The following is a 17,271-nucleotide window of genomic DNA, read 5'->3' as shown; positions in this document are numbered from 1 at the left end:
GGAACGATGAGCGGTCAAATTGAAAACTCCTTTTTCAAAGAAGCTATTCCAGTCGGCTGGGAATCTGAGATTAAAGTTGGTCCGGCCAAGATTTATACGGTGGTACAAGGAGAAAAAATTGAGGAATTTGAGGTCAACATTGATCGTGTCATGCACAATCGAACCGATAGCAAAAACATGATCGTTCGTGTTACCGACCCTAGGCTGCTAGATATAACAGGCGGTATTATCCAAGGAATGAGTGGTAGTCCCATAATTCAGGACGGCAAACTTATCGGGGCAATTACGCATGTCTTTGTGAACGACAGCCAGCGGGGATACGGAGTCTTCATCCAAAACATGCTCAATGACTCAAACTCAAAAGTAACAGGCAAGAGGGAAGCGGCTTAAGAATAGTCGATCGGAAAATTAGAGAAGGAGTAGCCATTAGAAATGGTTACTTCTTCTCCTTATAAAGTCAAGTTTTACAAATAAAAACTAGGTTTTCTTCCTTTTAAAAGAAGGAGTATGAAAAGAATTGTCGAAATTATAATTCAATACGGCTGAAATGAGGGGGATCCTGGGAAATGCAAAGGCCTATACGAGTTTTATTGGCAGATGACAACCGGGAATTTGTTGAGATTGTCAAAGAGTTTATTGAACGGCAGGAAGATATGAGCCTTGTTGGGGTTGCATATCATGGGAATGAGGCTCTGGAATTAATTGCACGGGAAGAACCTCAAGTTGTTTTATTGGATATTATCATGCCTCATCTTGATGGTTTGGGTGTACTTGAGAAACTTCAAAATGCCCCTATAAGACCTAAAATTATTATTCTAACCGCCTTTGGTCAAGAATCGATGACCCAAAGAGCTGTCAACCTTGGTGCAAATTATTACATTTTAAAACCATTTGATTTAGATATTTTGGGTAAACGTATTCGCCAACTGCAAGATGATTTTTCAAATACAGTAAACATACCACACACAAATACTGTACAACATGACAAATATAGTTCAAATTCAAATTCTCAGATCTATAATGGAGTCTTACCGCCAACGACTAAAAATCTTGAAGTTGAAGTCACGCGAATGATTCACCAGATGGGGGTACCAGCACATGTTAAAGGGTATCAGTATCTGCGGGATGCTATTGTCAGCGTAGTTATTGAAGTATCATTGCTTGGGGCTGTGACCAAGGAACTTTATCCCATGATTGCCCAAAAATATCAGACCACCCCCAGTCGTGTCGAACGTGCAATTCGGCATGCCATTGAGTTAGCTTGGGATCGTGGAAACGTGGATTTCATGAATCGCTTTTTTGGCTACACCATTAATGTTGATCGCGGTAAACCCACTAATTCCGAATTTGTGGCAATGGTGGCAGATAAATTGCGTATGTCGATGATGTATTAATAGCAATAAGGTTTCTGTCCGTTAAACATCTCTATATCTATGGAGATGTTTTTGGCGTTTGGCTTTTTTTAGGAATTATGTTCCTAGGGACTATGAGACCGCCATAAAAGGTTTCTTTATGAAAGCTAATACAGGGAAGATCTTTCGCCAAAGAGCGAATTCAGTAAAAGCTACCAAGTCGACCAAGCTACTTACTTGTTAATATGAAAAAGAAGGGGGCGAGCTAGAAATACAAAGTAGTTAACACCCAGTATGATGTGTTGACGAATTAAATTCAGGTAGCTATTGGGGTTTATTAAGGAGTTGTTAAAAGATGGATAGGACGGCAGTGATGATAGAACCTACTGAAGGCACTTCAAAGGCAAGTGAATCTAAGCCACCGGTACATAAAGGCAATAGGAAACGAGCTTTACTTAAGGATCTGAAACTGCAAAGCAAACTCATTTTAGGTTTTGGACTTGTTTTATTAATGATGATTATTTCCTCAGCTTTTTCCCTCTATCAGAATGTGCAAATGGAAAAGGCTACAGCTGCTATTGCGCAAGATGCGATGCCTTTAGGGAGATTAGCGGACGACCTTTTGACGCAATTAGTTAATGAAGAATCAGCAGCAAGGGGATATGTCGTTAGTGGGGATAGCTCTTATTTAGCCCCGTACTATGCAGGAAAAGATCAAATTCAAAAGGACTTAGAAGATATAGCTATCTTCCTGCCGTCACATCCCGAGATAGCCGCTTTAATGGCCCGGGGACAACCGTTGATTGAGCAGGCGCAAGTATATTTTCTGGAGCAGATTACCTTAGTTCAACTAGGGGATATATCTAAAGCACGTTTGAAAATCGGGAGTACAAAGGCTACAACTGATGGCTATAGAGCTGTAAATAATGATATGCGTCAGGAAATTGATAGAATTACCCAAAATGCCTTGAACCAATCTCAAATAGCTAACCAAAGAGCCCAATTGAGCCTGTTAATTTTAACCATAGTGAGTATTGTATGGGGTCTACTAGTCGCTTTAGTTTTAGCACGCATGATTGCTAAGCCTTTGGCAAAGGTTTCGCGAACTATGGAGAGGGTTGCCGAAGGAGATCTTACGTTTGATCAGATCGTAATAGATGGCCGCGATGAAATAGGCATGATGGTAGACTCTGTCAATCAAATGCAAGCTAACCTTCGCTCTTTAATTCAACGATCAAAGGAAAGTGCCTGGCAGATTGCTACATCTGCTCAAGAAATGAGTGCCTCAACGGAGGAGGCAACGAAGTCCGTCGAACAAGTAACATCCACAGTACAAAATATGGCTCAGGGTGCTAATGAACAAGCAATACAGGCTCAAGAAGCTGCTAGTATGGTTGAAAACATTACCCAAGCCATTAGTGAAATTAGGCAAAGAATTGAAGAAATTGCTAAGAGCTCAGAACAGACTCAAGTTCTTGTTGGCGATGGTTTTAGTGCTATTCAGAATCAAAATGATAAAATGAAAGAGAATCTAGCTGCGACGGAAAAGGTGGACAAGGCTACTGATGATTTAGTTAATCAGTCTCACGAGGTAGGTCGGATCTTAGAAACTATCTCCGCGATTGCTGGTCAGACAAACCTTTTAGCCTTAAATGCTGCTATTGAAGCCGCACGAGCTGGTGAACACGGACGTGGTTTTGCCGTTGTGGCAGAGGAAGTTAGAAAGTTGGCGGAAGGTTCTGCACAATCTACCCGTGAAATTGCCGAGATCTTGCAGAAAATCCAAGCAGGTGCCGAAGCTGCTGCCCAGGAAATGGATAATACTAGGCAAATTGTAGACGGGCAAAATTCCGCAGTCTTCCGGACAGATCAGATCTTTCGAGAAATTTCTGCTTCTGTAGGAGAAATGGTAGAAAAGATTGGGGCCGTGAATGCTTCGGCAGAACAGATTGATACCTCTGCCAAGGGGATAACTGTAACGATAGCTTCCATTTCCGCAGTGGCCGAAGAAACCGCTGCTGCCACAGAGGAAGCATCAGCCAGTACAGAGGAGCAGAGTGCCATAACCCAACAAATCGCTGCTTCGGCAGCTTCGTTGGCAGGGCTGGGTCAAACATTGCAATCAGCAATTGCCAGTTTTAAGATCTAGCCGCTCTGGAGTTTTGAGAAAAATGTTATAAGATTTAACAATATAACCCCCTCTACGCCCTGGTTTCAGGGTATAGAGGGGTTATTTAGATTAGGCCAATGAGTTAAATCAAGGTCAAAAAGTATGCAAAGTATTGCTAAGCAGGATTTTGCATACTAAAGAGAGAATCTACATATGTAATGAAAAACGGTATTGGAAGGGGAAATAAAGATGTTTATGCGTCGCGAGCTAGAGAGTTTGGCTGAAGAAAAGAACCAAGCGATCATAGGGATCAACCTCTTAAACGAAATAGTGATCTGTAGTCCTCTGGCAGCGAAGTTCTTGGAGCTATCCGTCCAAGACATTTTAGGCAAAGATGTATGGCAGCTCATACCGGATGATCCCTTGCCGAACATCCGTGATTCTGAAACGATTGAACTAAATAGTTTTAGCCGAATCGGCACAAAGATGTTTATAGCCAGTCGGATGGCATACTATGACGATCAGGGTCGCGTCATCGGAGCAGTGGTCTTCCTACAAGATATGGAGGAATTTGACGAGCTCAGGGCTAAAGTAAACACGCTGCAGGAGGTACGTATTCTACTTTCCGCAATTATTGATTCCACTCAGGATGCGATCTCTGTGGTGGATGAAAAGGGTCTCGGATTATTAATTAACCCAGCTTACACACGCTTGACAGGTCTCACTGCAAATGATGTCATCGGCAAACCTCCTACTGTAGACATTGCAGAAGGAGAAAGTATGCATATCCAGGTCTTGAAAACTCGTCTTCCTGTTAAAGGAGTTTTCATGAAAGTGGGACCTAAGCGTAAAGAGGTGATTGTTAACGTTGCCCCCATCATTGTTTCTGGGCAGTTGCGAGGAACTGTAGGGGTGCTCCACGATATCTCTGAGATCCATAGACTCTCGGAAGAGTTGGAAAGCGCCAAACGTTTAATTCGCCATTTGGAAGCAAAATATACCTTTAGCGACATTATTGGTGAAAGTGAGGCCCTTAAAGCAGCGATCGAACAAGCGGGGCGTGCAGCGGTGACACCGGCTACTGTCCTCTTGCGTGGAGAAAGCGGAACGGGGAAAGAACTATTTGCCCATGCCATTCACCGCTCTAGTGAACGAAAAAAAGGGCAATTTATCAGAGTTAATTGCGCAGCATTAGCTGAGGGCCTGTTGGAGAGTGAGCTGTTTGGCTATGTTGAAGGGGCTTTTACAGGAGCCAAGCGCGGTGGAAAGGCGGGCCTTTTTGAAGAGGCTAACGGAGGGACTATTTTTCTCGATGAGATTGGAGAGATTAGTCTAAACCTGCAAGCCAAGCTCTTGCGAGTATTGCAAGAACGTGAAATTGTTAAAGTCGGAGATAATCGTCCCTTTAACATAGATGTCCGGGTTATTACAGCGACTAATGCAAATTTAGAAGCGGCATTAGGAACTGGTAAATTTCGTGAAGATTTGTATTATCGTTTAAACGTAATTCCAGTCCTTATTCCGCCTTTAAGGCAGCGAAGAGATGATATCCCCTTGCTTGTTCACCACCTTCTGGGGAGTTTTAATCAAGACTACGGCCGATGTGTTGAGAGGGTTAGTGATGAGGCATTGCAAATTTTGATGGGGTATCATTGGCCAGGGAACGTTCGAGAATTAGAAAACATTTTAGGACGAGCTATTATTAATATGCGCATCGGGGAAACGGTTGTGGAATTACAGCATCTTCCGGTTTTAGCCTTGCCGAGTCTCAATTATCCAGAGGCGGGTTTCGTGAACTCGGTACAATCTTCTTTGACGCAAGAAGAAGGTGGATTTGAAGGAATGCAACGGCAATGGGAACGCGCTATACTCTTAGTTACCCTCCAAAGAAATGGGGGTAATAAAACAAAGGCAGCTAAGGAACTGAAAATGTCCATACGCAATTTCTACTATAAACTTGAGCGACATGCCCTTATTTAAAGGAATATCTTACAATAAGTTTAACTAAATCATGACTTGCAATCCTTCGCATGCAATTTATTGCCTGCATATTATTGCAAGTCATGAATTTTTTTGCATTATTGACAAACTGCTTAAGTAAGGGCTCATAGCTGTTGTAATAGTTGCCTAGCTGGCTTCTTAAAATAAAATGCGCCTGAATTCTGATAATTCTAAAGATCAGAGATGGGTGGTTAATAATTTGAGTCAGTTTTAAAACCTTGGCACTCTTATTGCATTTAACTAAGGGCAAGAGAAAGTGGGGGAAAACTAAATGGAAATATTTGAATATTTGCAGAAGTATGATTACGAACAGCTTGTTATTTGTCAAGATCAGACGTCAGGGTTAAAAGCTATTATTTGCATTCATGATACAACGTTAGGACCGGCCCTAGGTGGAACAAGGATGTGGAATTATGCCAGTGAAGAGGAGGCTATCTTTGATGCCCTAAGGCTTGCTCGAGGAATGACCTATAAAAATGCTGCCGCAGGTTTAAATCTTGGCGGTGGAAAAACCGTGATTATCGGGGATTCTCACACCCAAAAAAGTGAAGAATTGTTCAGAGCCTTTGGCCGTTATGTTCAATCACTGAATGGACGTTACATCACCGCTGAAGATGTTGGGACCACAGTACAAGATATGGATTGGGTACATTTAGAGACCGATTTTGTGACAGGAGTATCCTCTTCCTATGGCGCTTCCGGAGATCCTTCTCCAATGACAGCTCGTGGAGTATGGCGGGGAATGAAAGCTGCAGCTATGGAAGCCTACGGCAGTGACTCTTTGACGGGGAAGACAATTGCCATACAAGGGCTAGGGCATGTGGGCTATTATTTGGCGAAACACTTGCACGAAGAGGGTGCCAAACTAATCGTTACAGACATCCAGGATGATCTCATCAAGCGTGTGATTAACGAAATGGGAGCGACCGCGGTTCGTCCTGCTGAGATCTTTGGTGTTAAAGCAGATATCTTTGCGCCCTGTGCCATGGGGGCAGTGGTTAATGATGAAACAATTCCTCAATTTAAATTCTCAATCATTGCGGGCGCTGCTAATAATGTGCTCAAAGAAGAACACCACGGGGATAAGCTGCATGAACTCGGTATTCTTTATGCGCCTGACTATGTTATTAATTGTGGCGGCGTTATCAATGTGGCAGATGAGTTAGAAGGCTATAATTATGAGCGTGCCCTGAAAAAAGTTGAAATGGTTTATGACAATGTCGCAAAGGTCCTTGAAATTGCCAAAGAGTATAAAATACCCACTTATATTGCTGCGGATCGTATGGCTGAACAGCGCATTGAGAGGATTGGACGAATTCGTTCGAACTACTTACAGACCTCTCAGTGATCAGCACAGACAAGGAGGAGCTTTTATGCTAAAAGTTGAGTTCGATGAAGACCGCTGTAAAGGATGTGAGCTCTGTGCGGAGGCTTGCCCAAAAAACATTGTGATCATGGCCGATTATTTGAATGCCATGGGCTTTCATCCTGCCACCGTGCTAAAACAAGACGAGTGCATTTCTTGTGGCTTTTGTGCCAGAATGTGTCCGGATGTCGCAATCACGGTCCGAAAGGAGGAGAAAAAATAATGGCCAAGGTACTTATGAAAGGCAATGAGGCCTTAGCAGAAGCTGCGATTCGCGCCGGCTGCCGTTATTTCTTCGGGTATCCCATTACCCCGCAAAATGAAATTCCGCAGTATCTGGCGAGACACCTTCCAGAAGTCGGCGGGGTATTTGTACAGGCGGAGTCTGAAATTGCAGCGATTAATATGGTTTACGGGGCAGCAGGGGCAGGAGCACGGGTAATGACCTCCTCATCAGGCCCGGGTATCAGCCTTAAACAAGAAGGGATTTCCTATATAGCTTGCGCGGAGCTCCCGTGTGTGATTGTAAACATGCAACGAGGGGGCCCTGGGCTTGGCGGTATTCAGCCTGCCCAATCCGACTATTTCCAGGCAGTCAAAGGGGGCGGGCATGGAGATTATAAAGTGCTTGTACTTGCTCCGGCCACCGTTCAAGAAATGGTGGATCTAATCGGGAAAGCCTTTGACCTAGCTGACGAATACCGTAACCCTGTCATGATCTTAGGAGATGGCATTCTCGGGCAAATGATGGAAACCGTCGAATTCTCGACGGAAAAAATAGAAATTTCCAACTCGGAGAAACCATGGGCAACCACGGGTGCCAAGGGACGAAAACCCAATCTGATTAACTCATTATTTCTTGATCCTGTAGAACTCGAAAAGCACAACCTTCACCTTCAACTAAAATTTGAGAGTATGGCCAAAGAAGTGCTCTGGGAAAACTATCAAACGGACGATGCGGAGCTGATTTTAGTCGGTTACGGCACTTCGGCCAGGATCGCTAAAGCGGTTGTGGATCAAGCAAGGGCACTTGGAATTAAGGCGGGGCTATTCCGACCGATTTCTTTATTTCCCTTCCCTAAAGATGCCCTGCAGGAGGCCTGTAGGCAAGCCAAGCATGTTCTCACAGTTGAGATGAGCATGGGCCAACTTGTGGAAGACGTTCGCTATAACTTGGAGTTCAAAATCCCAGTCCATTTATATGGACGGGTCGGAGGCATGGTTCCTACTGCTCGTGCAGTTCTTGAAGAAGTCAAACGTTGGGTCAGTAGTGGAGAGGAGGCTGGAAACGCATGATAACTGTTTTTGGACGACCTGAAGCCTTAACTTCGGCCAAGACCCACTATTGCCCAGGCTGTACACATGGCATTATTCACCGCCTAGTGGCTGAAGTGATTGATGAGCTAGGAGTCAGAGAAGACACTATTGGCGTATCACCGGTGGGATGCTCAGTCTTAGCTTATAACTACTTTAATCTTGATATGCAACAAGCTGCCCATGGTAGAGCGCCGGCTGTCGCCACGGGAATTAAACGAGTCCATCCCCAAAAGGTTGTCTTTACGTATCAAGGGGATGGTGATCTAGCTGCCATTGGTACGGCAGAAATTGTGCATGCCGCGGCCCGTGGTGAGAAAATCACAACGATTTTTGTCAATAATGCCATTTATGGGATGACTGGTGGGCAAATGGCCCCTACGACGCTTCTGAAGCAAGTAAGCACGACTTCTCCCCAAGGAAGAAATGCCGCTCCCCAAGGGTATCCCTTGAGAGTATCGGAAATGCTCGCTACTTTAGATGGGGCTGCTTATATCGCCCGGGTGTCTGTGCACAACCCTCAAGAAGTTGCTAAAGCTAAAAAAGCGATTAAGACGGCATTTGAATATCAAATGGCAGGTATCGGGTTTACACTCGTTGAAATTTTATCGACCTGTCCTACGAACTGGGGGTATACGCCCAAAGAATCTTTACAATGGTTAGTTGATAATATGATTCCTGTCTATCCACTCGGCGTCAAAAAAAAGCTGGAAGAGGTGAAGGTCTAATGTTGCAAGAAATTATCTTGGCTGGCTTTGGAGGACAAGGGGTTATGTCCATGGGACAGCTGCTTGCTTATGCGGGCCTCGTCGAAGAAAAACATGTAAGTTGGATCCCTTCCTACGGCCCGGAAATGCGTGGAGGCACCGCCAATTGTTCTGTCACGATCTCAGATGATGAAGTAAGCTCTCCGATCATTACCGAACCTGATACGCTGATAGTCCTGAATCGCCCCTCTCTGGAGAAGTTTGAACAGGATGTTAAACCAGGAGGACGGTTACTCATTAACTCATCACTGATCGATATTGAGTCTCAGCGCCAAGATCTTCAAGTTCTAAAAATCTCGGCCTCAGAACTCGCTAATGAAAAATTAGGAAATACAAGAGTTTCCAATATGATTATTCTCGGCGCGTTTGTCGAGTTAACCCGTACGGTAACCATAGAATCCGTGATTGGGGCTTTGAAGAAAGTCCTGCCGGAGCATAGACATAATCTCATCCCCCTTAACCGTCAGGCCCTTGAGACAGGGGTGGAGTTGGCTAAAAGAGCAAAAATGATTTAACTACCTGCGAGTAACCTTAAGTATTGTATTAGCTCAAGTAATAGTGAAGCAGTATCGTTTTTTAACGAACTGCTTTTTTCTGTGCTTTGGTCTTGTCGAGGTTTCTCTAGGACTTTTCTTGAATCTTGATAAGAGTATGGGGTAAGATATTAATTAGAGATAGGTTAAGGAAAGAGGTAAACGTATTGGAAGAACATGATCGACGGGAAGAACGTATCGAGAGCAAAGTTGTTTTTGAAGGGCGTCTGCTTCGTATAGAACGAGATATTGTCCGTTTGCCCAATGGATTGGAGACGTCCCGTGAAGTCGTTAGACACCCTGGAGCGGTAGGGATTGTCGCTTTGCAGGATCAGCACCTGCTCATGGTCCGTCAATACCGTTATGCAGTAGGTCAAGAAACCCTTGAAATACCGGCAGGTAAACTAGATCTACTGGAACTCCCCCTGGATTGCGCTCAAAGAGAACTTCGCGAAGAAACTGGCTATCGAGGGACCTTGGAACCGATCAGCAGTTTTTATACCACACCAGGCTTCACGGACGAGGTGATCCATCTTTTTCTAGCTGTGGATTTAGTCTGGGATCCGCTCAAACCGGATGACGACGAATTCTTAGGGGTTGAGAGAATTCCTTGGGATGAAGCCGTCCTAAAGGCTCAACAAAATAAGTTTAATGACGCAAAAACAATGCTGGGAATTTTACTGGTTCAGGGACGAATAAGATGATATTCGCAGATTTGCATATTCACATTGGGCAAAGTTTAGACGGAAACTATGTGAAAATTACTGGGGCTAAAACCTTAATCCTGCCCAATATCCTCCAAGTTGCCAGAGAGGTTAAAGGGCTTTCAATGGTAGGGATTGTGGATGCGCATTCGACGGGAGTCCAAAAAGATTTCGAAACTTTACTTGCTTCAGGTGAAATAAAGTCTTTATCAGCAGGAGGGTATGCTGCTACTGGTTTAACAGTGATACCTGGACATGAAATTGAATTGCAGGTTGGTGAGGGTTATGCACACTTCTTGGCTTATTTTCAAGGGTTGGAGCATGTCAAACAGTATGTAAAAGCTTTAAAAACTACGACTAAGAACTGGCAATTAAGTACCCAGAGGGGTTTTCTGCCGATCGATCTATGGCTTGAGGCTGTTAATAAAGCAGAGGGAATCTGGCTGCCCGCCCATGCCTTCACTCCTCACAAGGGTATTTATGGTAATTGTTGTCCGCGTTTGAGTCATGTTTTACCCGCTATGCCTAATGCTCTAGAAATTGGGCTCAGTGCTGACCGCGGAATGGCAGAAAGTATCAGTGAACTGGAGTCTGTGGTTTTGTTCAGTAACTCAGACGCCCACTCCTTGCCGAATATTGCTCGAGAATATAATACGTTTGAACAGGTAGATTCCTCTTTCGGAGGACTCTATGATTTAGTACAGAATAAAAACAAACAGCTTGTCCGAAATTATGGTTTGCCTCCCAAAGTGGGAAAATATCATCGCACCTATTGTCTAAATTGTGAAAAGGTCGTCAAACCTCCTGCTCCCCAGCTGACTTGCCCGCAATGCGGGAGTGGTCACGTTGTAACGGGCGTTTTGGATCGCTTAGTCAGTATTGCTGACCGCCCAATAGGTAAACCGGATGCTTCAACCTATGTCCATCAAGTCCCGCTTAGAAATCTTCCAGGAATTGGGCCGAAAATGCATGCGCGCCTTTTAAGTGCTTTTGGGACAGAAATGGCCGTGCTTCATCATGTGGATTCTTCAGATTTGGTGCGCGTTGCAGGAGAAAAAGTTGCAGTTTGGATTATAAAAGCACGTCGGGGCGACTTAACCATTGAAGCAGGAGGCGGAGGTGTTTTTGGCAGAGTTGTGGACATACTTTCCCCTTGAGTGGAATAAACTCCCATAGAAGGGTTTGGGAAGGGGTGCGGAGGATGTGGAAACAACTCGGTGAACACATTCGTCAATATTGGGTCATTTATCTCACACTTTCGAGTGTCTATCTTTCAGGTGTGGTGTTCGGGGCGGTCGGTGTCAGTGCTTTGGGAGTGTCTGAAAGCTCTCAACTTGGTAAATTTTTGGACATGCTGTTGAAAAGCCAACCCACTAATTTTGATCCGACTTTCTTAGGGCAACTCGCCCGAGATATGTTTATCATGATGGCTGGAATTTGGATCTTAGGACTTACGATCATCGGGGCCCCCTTAATCTATCTGATTGTTTTTACACGAGGATTTATTCTTGGCTTTACGGTGAGCTTTATCATTGGAGTGAAAGGAACGCTTGGAATCGCTCTAATTCTTACGACGGTCCTTGTGCCTACTATTCTTGCTGTTCCGTTGCTGCTCCTTGGTGCTGGATTAGCAACTATTTTCTCATTTTTGTTACTCAGAGGTAAAGCCAGAGGGGAATCTTTGCGCAGAGAATTTCTTTATTATACCGCAGCAGCAGCCTTTGTTTCTATTGGAGCGGTTGCGGTTGGCGTGGCACAAGGCTATTTTTCGATTCTTGGCCTGCGTTTATTGAGACTGTAAGATATGATTTCGGGTTATATTGAAGATAGCAACTTTATAAACTGCTTGCTAACGGCACAATAGTTGAATTATAATTATATGCAAGTCCTAATGATTGAGATGGAGGTTAAGTTATGCTTATTGGAGTACCGAAAGAGCTTAAAAACAATGAAAGTCGCGTGGCTATTACTCCTGCTGGAGTCTATGCTTTTACTTTGACAGGGCATCAAGTGGTTGTGCAAAAATCTGCGGGTGAAGGCAGTGGTATCACCGATCAACAGTATATCGATGCGGGTGCTCAGATCGCTGATTCGGCCGTTGACGTTTGGAAAGCTGACATGATCATCAAGGTTAAAGAACCTGTAGCCATCGAATACGAATATTTTAAACCTGGGCAAATTTTATTTACTTACTTGCACTTGGCAAAAGAACCAGAATTGACTAAAGTACTTATGGATAAAGAAGTAGTGGCCATAGCCTATGAAACGATCCAATTAGATAATGGTTCGCTGCCTTTATTGATCCCGATGAGCGAAGTTGCTGGCCGCATGGCGATTCAAATCGGGGCACAGTTACTCGAAAAGCCCTTTGGAGGAAAAGGCGTTTTGCTGGGTGGAGTCCCAGGGGTAACTCCTGCTAACGTAACTATTATCGGTGGCGGAATTGTTGGGACAAACGCTGCTCGGATGGCCATCGGCTTAGGTGCAGGAGTTACGATTGTTGAACAAAGCACACAGCGGCTCAGAGAGATTGATGAAATGTTTAACGGTCGAGTAAGAACACTGGCCTCAAATCCCTTTAATATTGCTAACAGCGTAGCAAAAGCAGATTTGTTAGTTGGGGCTGTACTTATCCCAGGTGCCCGTGCGCCACATTTAGTAACCGAGGACATGGTGAAAGCAATGTCTCCTGGAAGTGTGATTGTGGATGTTGCAATCGACCAAGGCGGTAGTATTGCCACAATTGACCGTGTTACAACGCATAGTGATCCCACCTATATCAAATATGGGGTTATTCATTACGCAGTTCCCAATATTGCGGGAGCAGTTGCCAGAACGTCTACCTTTGCCTTGACCAATGTGACGTTGGGTTATGCTCTGGAGATCGCCAATAAAGGTTATTTCAAAGCGATTCAGGAAAATCGTTCCCTGCGTAAAGGGGTTAACGTTGTTAACGGCAAATTAGCCTATAAAGCAATTGCCGAAGCCTTGAACATTATGTACACTCCTCTGGAGGAGGCTTTACTTTAAAGCTGAGTTTCTAAAACGAGGTTCGAGATCCAAGATTCGAGATTCGGATTCGAGATTCGAATAGCACTTAGTCATTGGGCAAGGTTTCTTTAACTTTACTGTACTACAAAATTGTTTCAGATTATTATGATAAAGTCTATGTTATATAACGTCGAGTGGAATCCGTTGATGGGTTCCACTCGTTTTTTCGTTAAGAATAGGAAGTCCTCAGGGAGGGCCAACTTTCGAAGATATTCATTAGGAATATAATGGTATTATAGAAAAACATCGGTAATTTTTCAAATGATTTGGTAAGGAGTGAGTGTATTGCATCAGAAACAAACGACTTTCGTTCCCATATATGGTCATTACCCGCATCAAGTGCGCTGGTATCCAATCAACTACACGGGCGGCTATGAGCCCGCTTGGTGGGAACGATTTGAAGAACAATTTGAACCACGGTGGCTCCAAAGAATGGAAAAACGCATGGGCTTTTTACCTGGACAGGAACCGCTTTGGTGGGAACTTTTTGAAGAGCAATTTGAACCTGCATGGCTGCAGCGCTTAGAACGCCAGATGGGTATTCCCCAGCCATTTGACCCTCGTTATGATCTTCCCCAAAGAAGCTTCTAAACTTAAAAGGAATTACCATTATTTTACGTTCAGGACCGGTTAAAAGAATAACCAGTCCTTTCTTTTTTTAGGATAAGTACAATCAGAGGATGCATAGGTTTAAGAGATAGGGGGGAGTTTAATGCTACCAACGAAACGCTGGAGTGATTTTTTTCTGTATCTAGGCAGGGTTTTTATCCTCCTTATTTTACTAGCCGTGCTGCTTCCCAAGTTAGCTGCGGTCTGTAATAGTTGGATGTCTTCGCTCTTACATAACGATCAAAAACCCTTCGGGAATCCTCTGCGAGTGGATGCACCCCTTAAAGGCGAAGGACACACAAATTGGATAAAGGTTGAGTAAAGTTATACTTTCTGACTAGTATATAAAAACTTGGCTTGTGCCAAGCCTACTAGTACAAGGAAATCCCCTTTCTGTGTAGAATGTAATAAACGTAGAGGAACTTTTTGACCTATAAGAAAGGGGAAAATATGGTAGCCTCCGAGGAACAACTTATTAGACAGTACCTAACCTTCCTGCATGTTGAGCGGGGACTTTCAGAGAACACGAGGCAGGCTTATGAGCGGGATTTACGCTTACTTTTAAGTTTCCTAAAACAGAGGGGAACAGAAGTTAGGCACTGTGATGGTAATGACCTGTTTTTATTTCATCTCAAAGCCAAAGAAAATGGCAAGGCACCTCGAACGATTGCTCGCTGCAATGCAACCCTGAGAGGTTTTTTTGCGTTCTTGCAAGAGGAAGGACATCGGAATGATAATCCAAGTTCCTATTTAGTGACCCCCAAGTTAAATCAACCTCTTCCGAAGGTGTTATCGGAAATGACTATGGACAACCTATTAAGAGCAGGAGAGGAAACAGACCTTAATCTGCGCAATCTAGCGATGCTGGAAGTTCTCTATAGTAGTGGTCTTCGTGTATCAGAACTGATCGGGTTGCGTTTAACGGATGTATCGTTGGACGTCGGATATGTTCGCTGTATTGGTAAAGGAAGTAAGGAGCGGATTGTGCCGTTAGGAGAACAAGCCATGCAGGATGTGGCACGATATTTAGATGGTCCAAGAGGGCGATTGAGTCGCAAGCGAAAAACCGATATCCTGTTTTTGAATGTCCATGGTCAGCCTCTCACTCGTCAAGGAGTGGTTCATATTCTAAAAAAGTGGGGACAAACTCATAATCTAGAGCAATCGATTTCCCCTCATATGTTTCGTCACAGCTTTGCAACCCATCTTCTGGATAATGGGGCTGACTTGCGTTCTGTGCAAGAAATGCTGGGGCATGCGGACATTGCAACGACTCAGATTTATACGCATCTGACACGAAATCGCATATTGGATGTCTTTAGAAAGGCACATCCACGAGCGGATTGATAGACAAGGAAGTGAAGCAAGAACATGTCACGAAGGGTCATAATTATTGTCTTAGACAGCGTTGGGATCGGAGAAATGCCTGATGCTGGAGACTACGGAGACACTGGGAGCCATACCTTAGGGAATACTGCTCGTCTGCGGGGGGGACTTAATCTTCCGCATCTTCAAAAACTCGGTTTGGGTAATATTAAGCCTATCACCGGAGTTCCGGCTATTCTCGATCCAGAAGCTAGTTATGGAAAAATGGCGGAGAAGTCTATTGGTAAGGATACTACGACTGGGCATTGGGAAATGGCTGGGATCATTTTGGAGAGGGCACTGCCAACCTTTCCGCAGGGCTTTCCTAAAGAATTTATTCAACGCTATGAGTCAGCGATTGGAAGAGAGGTATTAAGCAATGAAGTCGCCTCTGGAACTGAGATTATCCAGCGCCTTGGTGAAGAGCATGTACGGACAGGAAAACCGATCGTTTATACTTCCGCAGACTCAGTTTTCCAAGTGGCCGCTCATGAAGAGGTAATCCCACTGGCGGAACTTATGCGTATCTGTGAGATTGCCCGCACACTGTTGATTGGTGAGATGCAAGTAGGACGCGTAATTGCCCGGCCATTTCTTGGTAATGTCGGCAATTATTATCGCACTCCGAACCGACATGATTTTGCGATGGTACCCCCTCATAAAATTTTATTGGAATATATAGAAGAACAAGGGCTTGAGGTCTGTGCAGTGGGGAAAATCAAGGATATTTATGCGGGGCGGGGTGTGACCGACTACGTGACCTCCAAAGGGAATATGGAAAGTGTTGATAAGACCTTAGCTTATATGGTAAAAGTAAAAGCGGGTTTGATCATGAGCAACCTGGTTGATTTTGATATGATTTATGGGCACCGCAATGATGTTGAAGGGTATGCGAGGGCGTTAGAAGAGTTTGATACTCGCCTGCCGGAGATCTACGCTGCCCTGCGGCCAGAAGATATGCTGATTATTACGGCCGACCATGGCTGTGATCCGACCATCCGAGGTACGGATCATACTCGGGAATATGTGCCTTTGCTTGTTTATGGACAAAATCTGAATAAGGGCGTGAACCTTGGAGTGCGCTCTTCCTTTGCGGATTTAGGGGCGACTGTCGCTGAATATCTGGGGACTGAGCAAATAGTCAATGGAAAAAGTTTTTTCACTGATATTAAGGGGGTATAAGAAATGATCTCGGAACTGGAACAGAATGCTAAATTAGAAGAAGCTCGACATTATCTTCAGAATCAGGTAGGGGTGTCACCTGAACTTGGAATAATCTTGGGTTCAGGGTTAGGCTCTTTTGCTGACCTGATCGAAGAGAAAGTCGTAATCCCTTATCATAAAATTCCTCATTTTCCGGTCTCAACGGTAGAAGGGCATGCTGGGCAATGGGTCTTCGGAAAAGTTGATGGTCGACCGGTTGTCGTCATGCAAGGACGCTTTCACTATTATGAAGGATACGCCATGCAAGAGGTGACCTTCCCGATTCGGGTTATGCAAGGACTAGGCGTCAAGGGTCTGATTGTTACCAATGCTGCTGGTGGAATAAATCCTGAATTTCGTCCTGGTGACCTTATTCTGATTAAAGACCATATTAATATGATGGGTGACAATCCGTTGCGGGGAGCAAATTTATCGAGTTTAGGACCACGTTTTCCGGACCTCAGCGAAGGGTATAATTTAGAATGGCGTCAAAAGGCATTAGCCATGATGCCAAACTATGAGATACGCCCTCAGGAAGGAGTTTATGCGGCGATGAGCGGCCCGAATTATGAAACTCCTGCCGAGATCCGTTTCTTACGAACGGTTGGTGCTGATATGGTTGGTATGAGCACCGTACCAGAAGTGCTGGTCGCGAACCACGGTGGAATGCAAGTTTTAGGTATCTCCTGCGTGACCAATATGGCGGCTGGAATCTTACCCCAAAAACTTAATCATGCAGAGGTTATGGAAACTGCAGAACGGGTTACGAAGCAGTTTGTAAGTTTTGTTCGAGGGTTGGTAAAGGAACTTTAGGAGTAATCTCTCGACGTAAATCGTACTCTCTAGTTGAGAGTTGAACTTTCTAGCAGGTAGAACGTGAAAAGTTGGAAAAGCGA

Annotated in this window: 18 protein-coding genes; all 18 read left to right on the top strand. The window is 44.4% G+C overall.

Translation table 11 applies throughout. The annotated features are described in order from the left end of the window. On the top strand, nucleotides 1-390 hold a 390-nt coding region (locus JL57_RS25625), incomplete at its 5' end, for a SpoIVB peptidase S55 domain-containing protein (protein ID WP_034144743.1). Nucleotides 391-566: 176 nt separating this feature from the next. Then, a complete protein-coding gene (spo0A, locus tag JL57_RS25620; RefSeq protein WP_034144738.1) occupies nucleotides 567-1,394 on the top strand; it encodes a sporulation transcription factor Spo0A in 828 nt (275 codons plus the stop codon). 313 nt (nucleotides 1,395-1,707) lie between these two features. Next, the gene (locus JL57_RS25615) at nucleotides 1,708-3,501 is read left to right on the top strand and encodes a methyl-accepting chemotaxis protein (protein ID WP_034144737.1); all 1,794 of its coding nucleotides are present in this window, start codon (nucleotides 1,708-1,710) and stop codon (nucleotides 3,499-3,501) included. 210 nt (nucleotides 3,502-3,711) lie between these two features. Then, nucleotides 3,712-5,442, top strand: a complete 1,731-nt coding sequence (locus JL57_RS25610) for a sigma-54-dependent Fis family transcriptional regulator (protein WP_291300561.1) — start codon at nucleotides 3,712-3,714, stop codon at nucleotides 5,440-5,442. Nucleotides 5,443-5,734: 292 nt separating this feature from the next. Beyond that, nucleotides 5,735-6,811, top strand: a complete 1,077-nt coding sequence (locus JL57_RS25605; protein WP_034144736.1) for a Glu/Leu/Phe/Val dehydrogenase — start codon at nucleotides 5,735-5,737, stop codon at nucleotides 6,809-6,811. 25 nt (nucleotides 6,812-6,836) lie between these two features. After that, nucleotides 6,837-7,052, top strand: a complete 216-nt coding sequence (locus JL57_RS25600) for a ferredoxin family protein (protein ID WP_034144735.1) — start codon at nucleotides 6,837-6,839, stop codon at nucleotides 7,050-7,052. Beyond that, nucleotides 7,052-8,125 (top strand): 3-methyl-2-oxobutanoate dehydrogenase subunit VorB, encoded by a 1,074-nt coding sequence (locus JL57_RS25595; protein WP_034144734.1) that lies wholly within the window; start codon nucleotides 7,052-7,054, stop codon nucleotides 8,123-8,125. Before JL57_RS25600 ends, JL57_RS25595 begins: the two co-directional genes overlap by 1 nt. Beyond that, a complete protein-coding gene (locus tag JL57_RS25590; RefSeq protein ID WP_034144733.1) occupies nucleotides 8,122-8,871 on the top strand; it encodes a thiamine pyrophosphate-dependent enzyme in 750 nt (249 codons plus the stop codon). The genes JL57_RS25595 and JL57_RS25590 overlap by 4 nt, the downstream gene beginning before the upstream one ends. Next, entirely contained in the window at nucleotides 8,871-9,425 is a 555-nt protein-coding gene (locus JL57_RS25585; protein WP_034144732.1) for a 2-oxoacid:acceptor oxidoreductase family protein, read from the top strand. The genes JL57_RS25590 and JL57_RS25585 overlap by 1 nt, the downstream gene beginning before the upstream one ends. Nucleotides 9,426-9,610: 185 nt before the next feature. After that, a complete protein-coding gene (locus JL57_RS25580; protein ID WP_034144731.1) occupies nucleotides 9,611-10,147 on the top strand; it encodes an NUDIX hydrolase in 537 nt (178 codons plus the stop codon). Further along, the gene (locus tag JL57_RS25575; RefSeq protein ID WP_034144730.1) at nucleotides 10,144-11,304 is read left to right on the top strand and encodes an endonuclease Q family protein; all 1,161 of its coding nucleotides are present in this window, start codon (nucleotides 10,144-10,146) and stop codon (nucleotides 11,302-11,304) included. The genes JL57_RS25580 and JL57_RS25575 overlap by 4 nt, the downstream gene beginning before the upstream one ends. Before the next feature lie 44 nt (nucleotides 11,305-11,348). After that, nucleotides 11,349-11,948 carry a stage II sporulation protein M gene (locus JL57_RS25570; protein ID WP_034144729.1) on the top strand — a complete coding sequence of 200 codons (600 nt, stop codon included), beginning with the start codon at nucleotides 11,349-11,351 and terminating at the stop codon, nucleotides 11,946-11,948. Nucleotides 11,949-12,061: 113 nt separating this feature from the next. After that, the gene (ald, locus tag JL57_RS25565) at nucleotides 12,062-13,177 is read left to right on the top strand and encodes an alanine dehydrogenase (RefSeq protein WP_034144728.1); all 1,116 of its coding nucleotides are present in this window, start codon (nucleotides 12,062-12,064) and stop codon (nucleotides 13,175-13,177) included. A 306-nt stretch (nucleotides 13,178-13,483) separates the two neighbouring features. After that, a complete protein-coding gene (locus JL57_RS25560; protein ID WP_034144727.1) occupies nucleotides 13,484-13,789 on the top strand; it encodes a hypothetical protein in 306 nt (101 codons plus the stop codon). Between the two features lie 121 nt (nucleotides 13,790-13,910). Then, nucleotides 13,911-14,129: a hypothetical protein gene (locus JL57_RS25555; RefSeq protein WP_034144726.1), complete on the top strand. Its 219-nt coding sequence runs from the start codon at nucleotides 13,911-13,913 to the stop codon at nucleotides 14,127-14,129. 128 nt (nucleotides 14,130-14,257) lie between these two features. Further along, nucleotides 14,258-15,154, top strand: coding sequence for a site-specific tyrosine recombinase XerD (gene xerD, locus JL57_RS25550; protein WP_034144741.1), 897 nt, complete (start codon nucleotides 14,258-14,260; stop codon nucleotides 15,152-15,154). Nucleotides 15,155-15,178: 24 nt separating this feature from the next. Further along, nucleotides 15,179-16,354, top strand: a complete 1,176-nt coding sequence (locus JL57_RS25545) for a phosphopentomutase (protein WP_034144725.1) — start codon at nucleotides 15,179-15,181, stop codon at nucleotides 16,352-16,354. A 3-nt stretch (nucleotides 16,355-16,357) separates the two neighbouring features. Then, complete coding sequence (locus JL57_RS25540; RefSeq protein WP_034144724.1) at nucleotides 16,358-17,188, top strand: purine-nucleoside phosphorylase; 831 nt, start codon at nucleotides 16,358-16,360, stop codon at nucleotides 17,186-17,188. The last annotated feature ends 83 nt before the right edge of the window (nucleotides 17,189-17,271 follow it).

The organism is Desulfosporosinus sp. BICA1-9 (assembly GCF_000802135.1).
This window is presented reverse-complemented; position numbering and strand designations above follow the sequence as displayed.

Coding starts and splice junctions, on each gene's coding strand:
- spo0A (WP_034144738.1), top strand. CDS start 567: ATGCAAAGGCCTATACGAGTTTTATTGGCAGATGACAACCGGGAATTT.
- JL57_RS25615 (WP_034144737.1), top strand. CDS start 1,708: ATGGATAGGACGGCAGTGATGATAGAACCTACTGAAGGCACTTCAAAG.
- JL57_RS25610 (WP_291300561.1), top strand. CDS start 3,712: ATGTTTATGCGTCGCGAGCTAGAGAGTTTGGCTGAAGAAAAGAACCAA.
- JL57_RS25605 (WP_034144736.1), top strand. CDS start 5,735: ATGGAAATATTTGAATATTTGCAGAAGTATGATTACGAACAGCTTGTT.
- JL57_RS25600 (WP_034144735.1), top strand. CDS start 6,837: ATGCTAAAAGTTGAGTTCGATGAAGACCGCTGTAAAGGATGTGAGCTC.
- JL57_RS25595 (WP_034144734.1), top strand. CDS start 7,052: ATGGCCAAGGTACTTATGAAAGGCAATGAGGCCTTAGCAGAAGCTGCG.
- JL57_RS25590 (WP_034144733.1), top strand. CDS start 8,122: ATGATAACTGTTTTTGGACGACCTGAAGCCTTAACTTCGGCCAAGACC.
- JL57_RS25585 (WP_034144732.1), top strand. CDS start 8,871: ATGTTGCAAGAAATTATCTTGGCTGGCTTTGGAGGACAAGGGGTTATG.
- JL57_RS25575 (WP_034144730.1), top strand. CDS start 10,144: ATGATATTCGCAGATTTGCATATTCACATTGGGCAAAGTTTAGACGGA.
- JL57_RS25570 (WP_034144729.1), top strand. CDS start 11,349: ATGTGGAAACAACTCGGTGAACACATTCGTCAATATTGGGTCATTTAT.
- ald (WP_034144728.1), top strand. CDS start 12,062: ATGCTTATTGGAGTACCGAAAGAGCTTAAAAACAATGAAAGTCGCGTG.
- JL57_RS25555 (WP_034144726.1), top strand. CDS start 13,911: ATGCTACCAACGAAACGCTGGAGTGATTTTTTTCTGTATCTAGGCAGG.
- xerD (WP_034144741.1), top strand. CDS start 14,258: ATGGTAGCCTCCGAGGAACAACTTATTAGACAGTACCTAACCTTCCTG.
- JL57_RS25545 (WP_034144725.1), top strand. CDS start 15,179: ATGTCACGAAGGGTCATAATTATTGTCTTAGACAGCGTTGGGATCGGA.
- JL57_RS25540 (WP_034144724.1), top strand. CDS start 16,358: ATGATCTCGGAACTGGAACAGAATGCTAAATTAGAAGAAGCTCGACAT.